Source organism: Nocardia pseudobrasiliensis NBRC 108224 (assembly GCF_001613105.1).
Classification (GTDB): Bacteria; Actinomycetota; Actinomycetes; order Mycobacteriales; family Mycobacteriaceae; genus Nocardia; species Nocardia pseudobrasiliensis.
Map to the genome: position 1 here is coordinate 1 of NZ_BDBS01000009.1, position 14,307 is coordinate 14,307.

Annotated in this window: 14 protein-coding genes; 5 read left to right on the plus strand and 9 right to left on the minus strand. The window is 68.5% G+C overall.

Annotated features, from left to right (window positions below; all coding sequences use genetic code 11):
* Together NP4_RS40810 and NP4_RS09555 are read right to left on the minus strand one after the other, a co-directional pair.
* On the minus strand, nt 1-2,115 hold a 2,115-nt coding region (locus NP4_RS40810; RefSeq protein WP_067995153.1), incomplete at its 3' end, for a WXG100-like domain-containing protein.
* A gap of 73 nt (nt 2,116-2,188) precedes the next feature.
* Complete coding sequence (locus NP4_RS09555) at nt 2,189-2,377, minus strand: GNAT family N-acetyltransferase (protein ID WP_211335883.1); 189 nt, start codon at nt 2,375-2,377, stop codon at nt 2,189-2,191.
* Nucleotides 2,378-2,500: 123 nt separating this feature from the next.
* On the opposite strand from NP4_RS09555, the gene NP4_RS09560 reads away from it, so the two are divergent.
* The gene (locus tag NP4_RS09560; protein WP_067995156.1) at nt 2,501-3,322 is read left to right on the plus strand and encodes an MBL fold metallo-hydrolase; all 822 of its coding nucleotides are present in this window, start codon (nt 2,501-2,503) and stop codon (nt 3,320-3,322) included.
* Here the strand turns inward: NP4_RS09560 and NP4_RS09565 are convergent.
* The 5 genes from NP4_RS09565 to pheS form a co-directional block, all read right to left on the minus strand.
* Nucleotides 3,315-4,307, minus strand: coding sequence for a Gfo/Idh/MocA family protein (locus NP4_RS09565; RefSeq protein WP_211335882.1), 993 nt, complete (start codon nt 4,305-4,307; stop codon nt 3,315-3,317). The genes NP4_RS09560 and NP4_RS09565 overlap by 8 nt on opposite strands.
* Nucleotides 4,308-4,378: 71 nt before the next feature.
* A complete protein-coding gene (locus tag NP4_RS09570) occupies nt 4,379-6,229 on the minus strand; it encodes a Xaa-Pro dipeptidyl-peptidase (RefSeq protein ID WP_082875713.1) in 1,851 nt (616 codons plus the stop codon).
* Between the two features lie 170 nt (nt 6,230-6,399).
* Nucleotides 6,400-6,666, minus strand: a complete 267-nt coding sequence (locus NP4_RS09575; protein WP_067995158.1) for a hypothetical protein — start codon at nt 6,664-6,666, stop codon at nt 6,400-6,402.
* Nucleotides 6,667-6,719: 53 nt separating this feature from the next.
* The gene (gene pheT, locus NP4_RS09580) at nt 6,720-9,224 is read right to left on the minus strand and encodes a phenylalanine--tRNA ligase subunit beta (protein ID WP_067995160.1); all 2,505 of its coding nucleotides are present in this window, start codon (nt 9,222-9,224) and stop codon (nt 6,720-6,722) included.
* A gap of 31 nt (nt 9,225-9,255) precedes the next feature.
* Entirely contained in the window at nt 9,256-10,317 is a 1,062-nt protein-coding gene (pheS, locus tag NP4_RS09585; RefSeq protein WP_067995164.1) for a phenylalanine--tRNA ligase subunit alpha, read from the minus strand.
* Between the two features lie 215 nt (nt 10,318-10,532).
* Here pheS and NP4_RS09590 point away from each other — a divergent pair, with 215 nt between their 5' ends.
* The 3 genes from NP4_RS09590 to NP4_RS40815 are packed head-to-tail and all read left to right on the plus strand — an operon-like array spanning nt 10,533 to nt 12,225.
* Nucleotides 10,533-11,279, plus strand: coding sequence for a FadR/GntR family transcriptional regulator (locus NP4_RS09590; protein ID WP_067995166.1), 747 nt, complete (start codon nt 10,533-10,535; stop codon nt 11,277-11,279).
* Nucleotides 11,276-12,025: a sterol desaturase family protein gene (locus NP4_RS09595; RefSeq protein WP_082875714.1), complete on the plus strand. Its 750-nt coding sequence runs from the start codon at nt 11,276-11,278 to the stop codon at nt 12,023-12,025. Before NP4_RS09590 ends, NP4_RS09595 begins: the two co-directional genes overlap by 4 nt.
* A 38-nt stretch (nt 12,026-12,063) precedes the next feature.
* On the plus strand, nt 12,064-12,225 hold the full coding sequence (locus NP4_RS40815) for a hypothetical protein (protein ID WP_156524900.1): 162 nt from the start codon (nt 12,064-12,066) through the stop codon (nt 12,223-12,225).
* A 7-nt stretch (nt 12,226-12,232) separates the two neighbouring features.
* On the opposite strand, the gene NP4_RS09600 is transcribed toward NP4_RS40815, so the two are convergent.
* Nucleotides 12,233-12,541, minus strand: a complete 309-nt coding sequence (locus NP4_RS09600) for a cytochrome P450 family protein (RefSeq protein WP_067995169.1) — start codon at nt 12,539-12,541, stop codon at nt 12,233-12,235.
* 92 nt (nt 12,542-12,633) lie between these two features.
* Here NP4_RS09600 and NP4_RS42500 point away from each other — a divergent pair, with 92 nt between their 5' ends.
* On the plus strand, nt 12,634-12,903 hold the full coding sequence (locus NP4_RS42500; protein WP_067995172.1) for a response regulator transcription factor: 270 nt from the start codon (nt 12,634-12,636) through the stop codon (nt 12,901-12,903).
* Between the two features lie 6 nt (nt 12,904-12,909).
* Here the strand turns inward: NP4_RS42500 and NP4_RS09610 are convergent, their stop codons facing one another.
* Complete coding sequence (locus NP4_RS09610) at nt 12,910-14,226, minus strand: LVIVD repeat-containing protein (RefSeq protein ID WP_114755694.1); 1,317 nt, start codon at nt 14,224-14,226, stop codon at nt 12,910-12,912.
* Nucleotides 14,227-14,307 lie beyond the last annotated feature (81 nt).

Below are 14,307 nucleotides of genomic sequence, written 5' to 3' on the forward strand. Positions count from 1 at the left end.
GCCAACCGAGGGCGCACCCGCCGAATGCGCCGGACTGCCAGGCGGAGTCCCGCCGACCGGAGGCGCACCCGTCGAATGCGCCGGACTACCAGGCGGAGTCCCACCAACCGAAGGAGCCGGGGTTCCGCCGGTGGAGGGCGCGGGGGTACCCACCGGGGTACCGGTACCGCTCGGTGGGCGCCAGCCGCCGTCGACGGAGGATTCCCACGAGGTGGGTGGGCGTGGGGATCCGCCCGAGGAATTCGAGGAACCGGCGCTTCCCTGCGACCCGTGATTCGACTGTCCGCCAACCGAACCGCCCGGCCCGTGGACCGATGAGGTACTGGACCCGCCCCCACCGTAGAGATCGATCAGGCTGGACAGCCCCCCTCCGGAACCCGTCGACCGCCCACCGCTGGACCCACCCCCGTAGAGGTCGATCAAACTCGACAGTCCCCCTTCGGAATTCGTCGACCGCCCACCACTCGGCCCCCCGGTATACGAGCCGTCCGATGCGATGGACCCCGGCCGCGACCCCGACCCGCCGCCATACATATCGATCAAACTCGACACGCCGCCATCCGAATGCGTCGACCGCCCACCACCCGAACTCCCCCCGACCGACCCCCGCGTGGACCCCCCATCACCCACCTCGGGCACAACCGACGAAGACCGCGAATTCTGCTGCCCCCCACCGTGCGACCCCTCACTCGCCACCGACCCACCCCGCGAATTCCCGGACCCACCCCCCTGCGAACCCTCGACCACCATCGAGCTCGACCGCGAATTCCCCGACCCACCCTGCGACCCTTGCGACATCACAGACCCTGGTCGCGAACCACCCTGCGATCCCTCGGCCACGACCGACCCCGGCCGCGAACCACCCTGCGACCCTTGCGATCCCACCGCCCCAGGCCGCGAACCCCCGGACCCACCTCCATGCGACCCATCGGTCACCAAAGACCCCGGCCGCGAATTCGACCCCCCACCAACCGAACCGCCCCCACTGCTCCCCCCTGGCAGCGAGCCCAATTCGATCGATGACCCTCGACTCGACCCACCCACCGTCGGCGCGTTCGACGGCGGCGTGCGCGGCGAGCCGGGCTTGTGCATCCACAGCGGGTACCGCACATCCGATTGCGAGATCGGGCTCGACTTCGAGAACGCACCCCGCGCGCCGCCGACCAGCCCACCACGCGCGATACCGCCCACCCAGCCCGTCGGTGAACCGAACGAGGAGAAATCCCCGGTCGCCGCGCCGACCGCGAGATTGCCGAAGACCGAACTCACCACACCCGCCGACGCCCCGATGAACGCGCCGCGCCCGGTCCGCCCCCAGGCATTGTTCAATGCCCGCGCGCCCCACTTGTCGATGCCATTGCCCAGATACCGCGCGAACTCTCGCGACGGCAAGGTCCCGGCCACCGAGGCGAATATCGAGATACCGAATTCCCGGCCGTCGAAGCTGCGCCGCTTACCGTCGGCCATCTGCCCCAACTGCACCGCCGCGTTCAAACCCGCCGACGTGACCGCGCCCTCGCCGAATTTGACCGCGTAGACGCCGAAACCCTTCGCCGTCGGCAGCACGAACCGCCCGCTGGCCAAGGTCTTCCAGAAATACCGCTTCTCGGCCGAGGCGCCCAGCTTCAACGCGAGATTCTGAATCGCCTTCTGCACCATGTCCTCGAACACCCGCAGAAACGATCGGGTGGTCGACACCGCCGCGGCCTCCACCGCCGCCGCGGTCGGCGGAAACAGCCAGGCCCAGGCGATCTCGGCCGCCAGCCAGCACAGTGAGACGATGATGGTGAGTTTGGTCGCCTGCAGTTGCGTACCCATATCGAACGACGAATCCGAAATCTGCTGCAGCAGTTCGGCCAGCGATTCCAGGGACTGATCCCCCGACCGCAACCCGTCGAACAGCTTGCCCATCGCCTCCGCGGCCGCACCCTGCGGATAGGCCAGCTTCGTATCCTGCTTGGCGCCATCGACCTCGGCCAGCAGCGTTTTCAGTTCCGCACTCGCGGCCTTCCACGCCTCCGAGATCCGCCACATGGCGTCCTCGTCACCATCGGGCCAGCTCGATCCCGCGATCCAGCCCAGCCAGCGCAACTCCGGGGGCAGATCCAGACTCATTCGAATCAGCGAACATGACCAAGTTCACCGCCGCGCTAAGGAACTTCGCCACCGTGGTGACGGGCGAGTGAACTCATCTGTGCGGCGGCGCGGTGGCCAGCGTCTGCTCCGCGTCGAACAGCTCGAATGTCCCGACCGGCCGAAAACCCAAGCGAGCAGCCAGTTTCAGCGAACGCGCATTGGCGCTTCGGGTAATGATCAGAACCGGCTGGTCGGGTAACTCGGTCGCCGCCCGCAACACCGCCTCGTAGGCCAGCCCCACTCCCCACGCGCTGCGACGCAGCAGATCGAGATCGTCGGCAATCGGCTCATCCGGCCGATGCTAGCGCGGGGCGGCGAACGTCACAGTTGACCTCGAGCCCGCTCGAGGTTTCAGAATTCGATCATGACGACATGGATATGCGACGGCTGCGGACTCGAACACTCCGATTCGGTTGCACCGCCGGGGCGTTGCGTGCTCGCCAGCGATGCGGTCGGTGATGAGGAGCGCGGTGATCTCGGTCCGCACGGCCGATGGACCACACACGACGAGCTCGCGCGGACGCCGCATCGCACCGATCACCGCGACCATGGGCGCGGCGTGCACAGCCTGCGCCGCGAACCGCGCTTTGCCATCGGGCACTGGTCGTTCGTGGTGCGAACCCCGCACGGCAACCTGCTGTGGGACCCGCCCGCCTACCTCGACGACGAAATCCTCACCCGGGTGCGGGAATTGGGCGGCATAGCGGCGATCGCCACCAGCCACCCGCACATGTTCGCCGCCCAGATCACCTGGAGCCACACTTTCGGCCGCGTCCCGGTGTTCGTCAACGAACTGGACCGTGAGTGGATCCCCCGCCCCGACCCGGTGATCGAATTCTGGTCCGGGCGCGCCGAACCCGTCCCCGGCATCGACCTGATCCACGTCGGCGGCCATATGCGCGGCAGCTCGGTGGCCCGCACCGCCGACGGCACCCTCCTGTCCGGCGACTCCATCGCCGGAACCCTCACCCCGGGCTGGGTCTCCTTCCAGCGCAACTTCCCCCGCCACGTCCCGCTGTCTCCCACAGCCGTCCGCCGCATCGTCGACACCCTCGCCCCGTACCCCTACGACCGCCTCTACACCCTGGGCGGCGACACCCTCGACCACGACGCCAAGACCATCGTCGAAGCCGCCGCCGTCCGCCACATCCGCTGGGTGACAGGCGAATTCGATCACCTCATCTGATATCGTCCGGATACACCACCCCGACCTGCCCGCGGATCTCGTCCATCGTGCGCAGCACGTCGAGGGTCTCCGCCCACGGCACGAGCGGACTCTCGATCAATCCCGCACGCAGACACCGGTGCACCTCCAGCGCCTCGTGCGCCAGACCGCGGCCGATCAGCGGCGCGTCGATCCTCTCGATCGGCTCCGCGCCGCGGTAGAGGTGAAATCCGGAGGGCGCGAAGAAGTCTCGCCCCAGATCAATGCGCCCCTCGGTACCGGAGACGGTCGCGGTGCACGGCCCGTCGGCGGCGATCGAACTGGTGAGCACCGCCAGCGCGCCGCAGTCGTGGCCGAGGATGACCGCGATCGTCTCGTCGACCCCTTCGGGGGTCAATACCGCACGGGCACTGATCGTTTCGGGCGCACCGAGCACCACCCGCGCGATCGTCAGCGGATAGATGCCGACATCGAGCAGACTGCCGCCGCCCAGCTCCGGATCGCGCACCCGATGCCCCGGATCAGCACCGAAGTTGTTACTGAAATCCGCTGACACCAAACGAGGTTCACCGATCGCGCCCGCCGCGATCAACTCCCCCATCCGAACGATCGCCGGAACGCAGCGCGTCCACATCGCCTCCATGAGGAATACCTGCGCCGCCCGTGCGCGATCCATGAGATCGCGGGCCTGCGCGGCGTTCACGGCGAGCGGCTTCTCACACAGCACGGCCTTACCCGCCGCCAGACACAGCGCACTCGCCGCATGATGCGCCGGATGCGGCGTGGCCACGTAGACGACGTCCACGTCCGGATCCTCGGCAAGCGCCTGCCAGCCGCCGTAGGCCCGCGCAATCTCGAATTCGTCGGCGAACGCTCGCGCGGCCACCGGTGTGCGCGAGGCCACCGCTACCACCTCGGCGTCAGGCAGCAGGCACAGATCCCGGACGAAGACCCGCGCGATATTCCCAGTGGCCAGAATCCCCCAGCGAATCTTCCGTTCGGTCACAGCGTTCAGCGTAAAGGCCGCGATATACGACGAATCGGGCGGTCGGCGACCGCCCGATTCGCCTGTGCGCACTAGCCGATCGCCGCGTTGAGCGCCGGTTGTCCGCCCGCCACCGGGAATGAGATCCGTGTGGCGCCGAGATTCACGCTGAAGCCAGGGCCGGGTTTGGGCCGCAGCGTGTACTCGTTGTCACTGGACAGGATCACGATTCCGAGGCGATGCCCCTTGGCCAGCACATAATCGTGCGGTTGCATATTGACGTTGATCTGATACTCCTTGCCGGGAGTGATCGCGGTCGTCTTGTTGATCGCGTCGCGGTTCTGCGGATCGGTCCAGCCGCGCGTGACGATGCGCGAACTACCGTCGGGACCCCGGTCCACCAGCAGCGCGGTCACATTGGCCGCCTCCCGCTTGAACGACGCCGCCACCGAGACCCCGACCGTGCCGCTGATCCGCAGCGCCGCCTTGGTCGGCTTGGAGTAGTAGGCCAGGCGGTTGGGCGAACTCGACGCGGCGACGAGATCGGCCGCGAGTTTGGTCGCGTCGTCGTCGAGGGCTTCCACGGTCTGATCGGCGCGGAATCCGGCCGGGGTGAGCCCGCCGGTGGTGCGACCACCGGGCTGCAGCGCCGCCGCGGCGGTCATGGTTCCCGGTGCGGGCCAATCCGCCTCGTTCACCCAGGACTTGTCCTCGCGCTGGATGGTGGCCTTGGGCTCGACATCGATGCCGTTGTTCTGTCCCAGCAGATATTTGCTGAACCAGCGATTCACCGTGCGCAGCCACTCGTCGCGGCGCAGCCCGATCGGATCGGTGTGACCGGACTGATGCAACCAGATCTTGTGCGGCACACCGGCTTTGGAAATCGCCGAATACCACTGCGCGACCTGGGTGGTCTTGACGTTGAAATCGTTGAGCCCATGCACCGACAGCACGGCCGCGTGCACCTTGTTCACATTGTTCAGATAGTTGCGCTCATCCCACAGCGGGCTGTAGTCGCCGGTGATCCGGTCCTGATCGTGTTCGATCTTGCTGATGACCGGTTTGCAGATATCGCGATCGGCGCGGGTGTAGACGTAATCGGCGAGTACATCGAGATCCTCGCCCTGATACGTTCCCGGCGCGACCACCGCGCCATTGGCACGGTAGTAGTCGTACCAGCTGCTGATCGCGCCGATCGGTACGATCGCCTCGAGTCCGGGCACGCCCGTGGTGGCCACGGCGATGGGCAGGGTGCCGTTGTAGGACACGCCCATCATGCCGACCTTGCCGCTGGCCCAGCCCGCGGTGACCGGCTTGTTCTGCGCGTCGCGCGCGGCGGCGCGGCCGTTGAGCCAGTCGATCGGCGCACGCGCGCCGATGGTTTCGTTACTCGCCCCGGAGGTCGGGCAGCCGCTGGACTGGCCGCTACCCAGCGATTCGCCGTACATCACCGCGAATCCGCGCGAGAGGAAGTAGTCCTCGTAGGCCCAGGTGATCTGTCCTGCGCGCACGGCGATGCCGTTCGCCGCGAGCTCGTCACCGGAGCGCCCGCGCACCGGACCGGGCGGCAGGGCCATGCGGGTCTGCGCGCCGGGCGGGGTGTAGAGCTCGACGTCGACATTGTGATTGGCGACGTCGTTACCGCCCGAGAAATACGGGCTGGCCTGATAGACCACCGGCAGCTTGCCGGTGGCCCCCGACGGGCGCACGACCTGCACGTGCACCTCGTCGTTCTTACCGTCGCGATCGCTGTCGACGGGGGCCTTCACCCAGACGTCCTGGCGCACGGATTGGGCCGGATCGAATGCGGGTTGGGCCTCACCGCCGGAGAAGTGGGGTCCCGTCGGTGGCGGCGCCGCGACCGCGGCCGTGCCCGGGAGCAGTAGCGTCGCCGCCGTGGCGAACAGGATGAGCCGATATGTCAGTCGCCGTCTGGATGTCATGGATCCTCCGATACCCGATCACGACGCTCCCCCAACGAGCCAAATCCCCACCGGCTCAAGGGAATTGCCTGGAAAACCCATGGTAGGACGCGAATCGGGCGGCGATGAGCGCAACGGCGGCGCAATATGATCCGCCGCAGGCGTTTTCGCGGCGGGGTAGGGGTATGCGGTCAGGCCGGATCGCCGAGGCGACGAATCCGCGGCAGACCCGCGCCCCGCCGCGGCCGACCGGTGCTGCGGCGGTACACGTCGGCGGTGATGGTCGCGCCGAGGGAATCGGTGACGAAGAAGTATTCGCCACCGATTCCGGCAGCGGCGCGGGCGATCTCGTCGATAAGGCCGTGAATGTCACCCGCGCCCAGCGGGCTCGAGCGCATTTCGACCCTTCCGACCGCCTCGAATCCCTCGGACGGTGTGGTGCTGAGTTCCTCTGCCATCGGACGCACCGACCCACTGTCGACCGGTTACCGGCCGAAGTCAATGCCAGAACTCAGCCGCGCAGTACCGCGCCCACGGCATCGGACGCGGCCGCGACCGCGCCGTCGCGCGCGGCACTGGCCTCGTCCTCGGTCAGGGTGCGATCGACCGCGCGGAAGCGCAGAGCGTAGGTGAGCGATTTACGGCCCTCGCCCGCCTGCGCGCCCTCGTAGACGTCGAACAGGGCGATATCCTCGAGCAGTTCGCCCGCACCGGCGCGCAGGGCCGATTCGACCGAAGCCGCGGGCACGGCCTTGTCCACACTCACCGACACGTCCTGCAGCACCGCCGGGAACGGGGAAACGACCGGGGCCAAACGCGTTTCGCGCAGCGGCAGGGCGTCCAGATCGAGTTCGAGCGCGCAGGTGCGCGGCGGCAGGCCCGCGCGTTCCAGCGCGGCCGGATGCAATTCACCGGCGTGGCCGATGACCTGACCGTCGACGACCAGTTCCGCGCAGCGCCCGGGATGCCAGGGCAGATAGGCTCCCGCCCGCCGCTCGATCCGCACTCCGGCCGCGTCGGCGATCGCGTCGACCAGCGCGAAGGCATCGGCCGCCTCGACCGCGCGACCCGGCCCCCACGGACCGCGCGGATCCCGGCGACCCGACAGCACCGCCGCGACCCGCACCGGCTGCAGCGGCAGCGAATCCATCAGCGCCGCGATCTGTTCATCGCTCGGGCGCCGATCCACCGGCAGCGGCTCGACCGGTCCGGTCCGCTCGGTGGGCAGCACCACCTGTTCGATGCCGTAGATCGCCAGATCGCGCTGACCGCGAGAGATATTGCGGGCGGCCACTTCCAGCAGTCCCGGCAGCAGAGTGGTCGCGAGTTCGGCGCGCTCCACATCCAGCGGGTTCAGCACGCGCATGGTGTTGCGCCGCGGATCGTCGGCGGCCAGGCCCCAGGTGTCGAATACCGCGCCGGGCATGAAGATCGGCACCGGCACCTCGACGGTTCCGGCGAAGGCCAGCGCCCGGCTCACCGCGCGGCGACGCCGCTGGGCGGGCGACAGACCGCGCCCGGCGGGTGCGGTCGGCAGCACCGACGGGATCTTGTCCAGGCCCTCGAGCCGCAGCACCTCCTCCACCAGATCGGCGGGCTGCAGCAGATCGGGCCGCCAGCTCGGCGGGGTGACCACGAGCTGGCCGTGACCGGATTCGCTCACGGCCACCTCGACCGTCGCGCCGATCTGGGCCAGTCGGCGCGCGGAGGATCCGGTCGGGTAGCTCACTCCGGCCGTGCGATCGGCCAGATCGATATCGATGCGGATGGGCTGCGGGCCCGGCGTCGGCACCCGGACATCGCTGAGCACGGATTCGACCGTGCCCCCGGCGATTTCGGCCAGCAGCGTCGCGGCGCGATCGAGGGCGGCGATATTGAGCTCCGGATCGACGATCCGCTCGTAACGCTTGGCCGCCTCGGAGGGCAGCTTGTGCCGACGCACCGTGCGGGCGACCGCGATCGGATTCCAGGTCGCGGCCTCGAGCAGGATATCGGTGGACTCGCCGCTCACCTCGGTGCTCGCGCCGCCCATCACACCGGCCAGCGACTGCACGCCCGAATTGTCGGCGATCACCACATCCTCGGCGTCGAGCACGCGCTCGACATCGTCGAGGGTGCGCAGCGTCTCGCCGGTGTTCGCGCGGCGAACCACCAGGCCGCCATCGAGTTTCGCGGCATCCCACGCGTGCAGCGGCTGACCCAGTTCGAGCATGACGTAGTTGGTCACGTCGACGGCCGGGGAGATCGGGCGCACGCCCGACAGCAGCAGCCGCCGCTGCAACCACCAGGGACTCACCGCCTTCGGATCGATACCGGTGACCTTGCGCGCGGCGAACCGCGTGCACAGCGATTCCGGCTCGAGCCGGATCGGCCAGGCCTCGTCCTCGTCCTCGGGCAGCGTGCGCACGGCCGGATCGGCGTATTCCAGGTCGTAGGCGCAGGCCAGTTCGCGAGCCAGGCCGCGGACGGAGAACGCGTAGCCGCGATCGGCCGTGGGGGCCAGTTCGATGACCGTATCGCCCAGGCCCAGTAGATCATTGGCGTCGGCGCCCGGTTCGGCGGTGCCCGGCTCGAGCACCAGGATGCCCGCATGGTCCTTGCCGATACCCAGTTCCGCGACCGAGCAGATCATCCCGTTGGAGGTGTGCCCGTAGGTCTTGCGCGCGGTGATCTTGAATCCGCCCGGCAGCACGCCACCGGGCAGCACCACGACCACCAGATCGCCCACCGCGAAATTGGTGGCGCCACAGATGATCTCCTGCAAGTGGCCGGGCTTGCCGATATCCACCCTGCAGAACCGGATCGGCTTCTTGAACTCGGTCAGCTCGTCGATCTCGGCGACCCGGCCGACCACCAGCGGCTGTTCGATGTCACCGCCGATCCGCTCGAGGGTCTCGACCTCCTCGACCTCGAGTCCGACCCGGATGAACGCGGCGTCGAGCTCCTCGGGCGTCACCGACCACTCGGGGGCGGTCCGGTGCAGAACTTCGGCCAGCCAGGACTGCGCTACTCGCACTTGACGTTTCGCTTCCTCGTATAAGAGACGGTCAGGACTGGATGCCGAACGGCAGCGTGAAGCGCACATCGCCCTCGACGATGTCGCGCATATCCGGGATGCCGTTGCGGAACTGCAGCGTGCGCTCCAGGCCCATGCCGAACGCGAAGCCGCTGTAGACCTCCGGATCGATACCGCTGGCGATGAGCACCCGCGGATTGACCATGCCGCAGCCGCCCCATTCCACCCAGCCCGCGCCGCCCTTCTTGTCCGGGAACCAGACGTCGACCTCGGCGGAGGGTTCGGTGAACGGGAAGAAGCTGGGGCGCATGCGGGTTCGCGTCTCGGGACCGAACAGCGCCCGCGCGAACGCGTCCAGGGTGCCCTTCAGATCGGCCATGGTCAGGCCCTTGTCCACGGCCAGACCCTCGACCTGGGAGAACACCGGGGTATGCGTGGCGTCCAGCTCATCGGTGCGGAAGGTGCGGCCCGGGCACGCCACATACACCGGCAGCTCACGCTCGAGCAGCGAGCGCACCTGCACCGGGGAGGTGTGCGTGCGCAGCACCTGCCGCGAGCCCTCGGGCGCGACGTGGAAGGTGTCCTGCATGGTGCGCGCCGGATGGTCGGGCAGGAAGTTCAGCGCGTCGAAGTTGAAGTGCTCGGTCTCGACCTCGGGCCCCTCGGCAATCTCCCAGCCCATCGCGATGAAGATATCGGCGACCCGCTCCGACAGCACGGAGTTCGGATGCCGGGCGCCGACCGGCTGACGGCGCGCGGGCAGCGTGACATCGATCGCCTCGGCGACCAGCACGGCCGCGTCGCGCTCGGCCTGCAGCTGCGCCTGCCGGGCCTGGAAGGCCGCGGTGACCCGGCCGCGCGCGACGTTCACGCGCTTACCGGCCTCGGCCTTCTGATCTTTGGGCAGCGCACCGAGCGAACGCTGGGCCAGCGAGATCGGCGACTTGCCGCCCATATATTCGGTCTTCGCGACCGCGAGCGCGTCCAGGTCGGTGGCAGCGGCGAACGCCTTCTCGGCCGCTTCGGCCGCGGCCGAGAGCGATTCCTCGCTCAGCGCCTCGTTCTGCTCGGCTGGTGCGTTGTCCTCGGCCACGATGGTTCGTCTCTCCCCTGCTGCTGGCGGGTCTCGCGGGCGGATTACCCGCCCCTATTGTTGCTGGTCGCATCGTAGGCGATGCGACCAGGCCGCTTCACCTGGATTTCCGCTGCTCACCCGGCTGTCACGAGCGCGTCGGCCGCAGCCGGCACGGCACGATCGAATTGGTCTGACCACTTGACCTCTGACCACGCGAGTTCTACCGTCGGACCATGGCATTGCAGCGCATCGACCGGCGGACCGTCCCCGACACGGTGTTCGAGCAGTTGGTGGACGAGGTCCTCGACGGCGAACTCACCCCCGGCTCGGCCCTTCCGGCCGAGCGGCAATTGGCCGAGACGCTGGGCGTCTCCCGGCCGACCGTGCGGGAGGCGCTGCAGCGGCTGTCGCATGCGGGCCTGGTCGAGGTGCGTCAAGGCGGTGCGACGACCGTGCGCGATTTCCGCCGCTTCGCCGGATTGGACATGCTGCCGCGCCTGCTGCTGCGCAAGGGGACGCTCGACACCGGCGTGGTGCGCAGCATTCTCGAGACGCGCTCGACCATGGGCCGCGAGGTCGCCGCGCTCGCGGCCGCGCGCACCGGCGCCGGCATCGCCGAACAATTGCGCGCGGCGGTGGAATCGCTTGCGGCGGAGAACGATCCGGTCGCCCAGCAGTGGGCCGCGCTGGGGTTCTGGGAGATTCTGGTCGACGCCGCCGATTCCATCGTGCTGCGCCTGCTTTTCAACAATCTGCGCACCGTCTACGAGCCGACCATGGCCGCGCTCGCGCAGGTGATGACCGCCGAGGTGACCCGCATCGACCGCTACCGCGCCCTCGCCGAGGCGGTGATCGCGGGCGACGCCGCGGCGGCCCAGCGGTCCGCCGGGGAGCTCTTGTCCGCCGCGGCAACGGAATTCGCGACCGTCATGGACCGACTGGACCGGGCGGCCGAGGGTATCGAGGAGGTACAGCAATGAATATCAGCGCTCGCGTCCGGGCCCACCGGGATCAGGAGGCCCAGAGCGCCCGCACGGCCCGGGCGCGCCTGGCCGACGCCGAGGCCGCCGAATATGGTCGGCGGGCCCGCCTCTCGCTCGGCGGGGCCTTCGCCGTCTTCGCCCGGCGACCCTCCCCCTGGAGCATCGCCGCCCTGCTGGCCGGCGCGCTGACGGCCCGCCTCGTGGTCGGCGACTGGCAGCCCACCGACGCCCTCGTGCCGGTGCTCATGCTGGCGCTGTTCCCGTTCGCCGAGTGGGTGATTCACGTCTGCGTGCTGCACTGGCGGCCGCGACGGCTCGGGCCGGTGACGATCGATTCGCTGCTGGCACGCAAACACCGCGAACATCACGCCGATCCGCGCGATGTGCCGCTGGTGTTCATTCCGTGGCAGACGTTGCTGTGGCTACTGCCCGCACTCGTGCTCATCGGGCTGCTGGCATTTCCGCGCCCGGGGCTGGGGCTGACCTTCCTGGTGGTACTCGGCGTACTCGGGCTGAACTACGAGTGGACCCACTACCTCATCCACACCGACTATCAGCCCAGGTCGCGGCTGTTCAAGGCTGTGCGGCGCAATCATCGCCTGCATCACTTCAAGAACGAGCACTTCTGGTTCACCGTCACCACCTCCGGCACCGCCGACCGCTTCCTGCGCACCTGTCCCGACCCCGCGGGCGTCACCGCTTCCCCCACGGTCAAGGCCCTGCACGCGCAGGGCATCGGATAATTCGGTTTCGGTCGCATCCGATCGGCAATCCGGGACCCGTGAGCGACTCGGTGAATTTCGGGGAGTACAGCGACGAGGTGCCGATCAAACCGGACGAACCGCAACCGTCCGAGGATCGGGACGACAAGACCGCCGCCCAGGACGCGGGTCCCGAGGCGGCCACCGATCAGGCCGAGGGCAGCGGCGAACCACCGGACTAGCCGCGGCTCAGTCGACGGCCACGGGCAGCGCGAGTGGGCCGCGGTGACGAAAGCCGGAGCGCCAGTTGATGTTCTGTTCCTCGGCGAGGATTCTCAGCTTCGGCCAGCGGGTGTAGATCTGGGCGAGCACGGCCGCGGTGACGGGGCGGACGAGTCCGGTGCCGACGCATGCCCGCACACCGTGGCCCAGCGCCAGATGCGGATTCGTTGTGCGGGCGAAGTCGATTCGATCCGGCGCGGTGAATCGCTCATCGTCGTGATTGGCCGAGGCCAAGCAGAACAGGACGGTCTGCCCGCCCGCGATCCGGTGCCGCACTGCGTCTCGGCACCAGCGCCTTTCTCCCCAAATCCCTGCTCGCCCACGACCTCGTCACCGCCGTCCGCACCACCGCCCACGGCCACCCCCTGGTGAACCCCCACCTCACCCGCCGCCTGATCACCCGCCTGACCCACGGCGCCGAACCCTTCCCCACCGCCCCCGAACTGAAAACCCTGACCCCACGCGAACATCAGGTCCTACGCCTGATAGCCCAGGCCCACACCAACCCCGAAATAGCCCGAGCCCTCGGCGTGGGCGAACAGACGATCAAAACCCACGTCTCCAACATCCTCGCCAAGCTGAGCCTGCGCGACCGGGTCCACGCCGCCATCTACGCCCACACCCACCACCTGCTGTGAGGTCGGTCAGACGGTGAGCTGGAGAATATCGATGCCCCGGTTGTTGTCGGCGACGTAGACGAAACCCTTGTGCCAGTAGGGAGCCCATGCCCGCACGTCGGCCGGACGGTAATAGGCGATCTGCTTGGGGTTGGTCGGGTCGCTCACGTCGAGGAAGCGGGTGCCCTGGCCGTAGAACGACTGGACCAGAACCTTGCCTCGAACGTCGAAGTAGTGCGCCGAGCAGTCGCCGGACGCCGGGTCGCTGCCCTCCTGGCCCGCCACGGCCCAGGTGCCGATCGTCTTCAGCCGGAAGGGTTTCTGCGGTGTCGAACGCCAGCCCTCACCGTGGTAGGAGCCCTCGAGCGAGGAGATGACCAGTACGCCGTCGCCCGCGCAGCCGTCGACGAAGTTCTCCTCGGTGGCGTAGATCAGATTGCCGTCGCCCCAGGACCCGGCCACGCCGCCGTCCTCGATTCGCAGGCCGATCGGGCGAAAACTGTTGTGCATGAACCGTGATGGCGCGGCCGTCTCCTGAATTCCGCCGCCCGCATACGGAATCGGTTCGGTCGGCGAGGCGAGACGGTTCACCCCGGTCACCGGATCCACGTGCATGCCCTGGGTCCAGTAACCGCGCACGCCGCCGCGGCCGGACACCCAGGCGACGCCGGTCTGATCGACCTGCACATCGTGCACGTAATCGGTCTTACCGTCGTTGCGCGCCAACTCGATCGGATTCGGGAACACCTTCGGCTTGCGCGGATCGCTGACATCGGTGACCCAGATCGGGCGACCGCCCCATGCGGCGGGCATACTGTCGGCCTTGGCCGGACCACCGGTCCACAGGAACTGACAGTCGTTGATGCACGTCGTGGTGTGTCCGGCAGGCACTTTCACATAGCTCAGCACCGAGGGCTTCTCCGGGACCGCCAGATCCACCACGTAGATACCGGATTCGCCGGTGCCGGTGTTGCCGCCGAACGCGCGGGGATCGCGCGACAGGAAGGCCCGCTTGCGCACCGGATCGACCTCGGTGTCCTCGGTCTCCCACATCCCCGGAAGGTCCAGCCGCCCGACCAGCTTCGGCGCGGCCGGATTCGCGGTGAGATCGTAGGTCTTCAGACCGAACTGACCGGATACCACCATCACATCACGCGGCCCGTATTGCAGGAACTGCAGCGAGATCGCGCCCTGCGCATCGGGCAGATTGCCGACCACCTTGACATTCTTCTGCGCCCCGGCAGAGCCGGTCGCCGGCGGCGGCGCGGTTTGCGGACCGTCCTCGGCGCAGGCGGCGGCGGGTAGCGTCGTGGCGGCCAGGCTCGCGGCGACGGTGACCAACATCAGAGACGATCGAAAGAACCAGCGGCGCACGACTACCTCCCAGCGAGTCGTAGATACGGCTCAGGGTAGCCGCGCACCGGA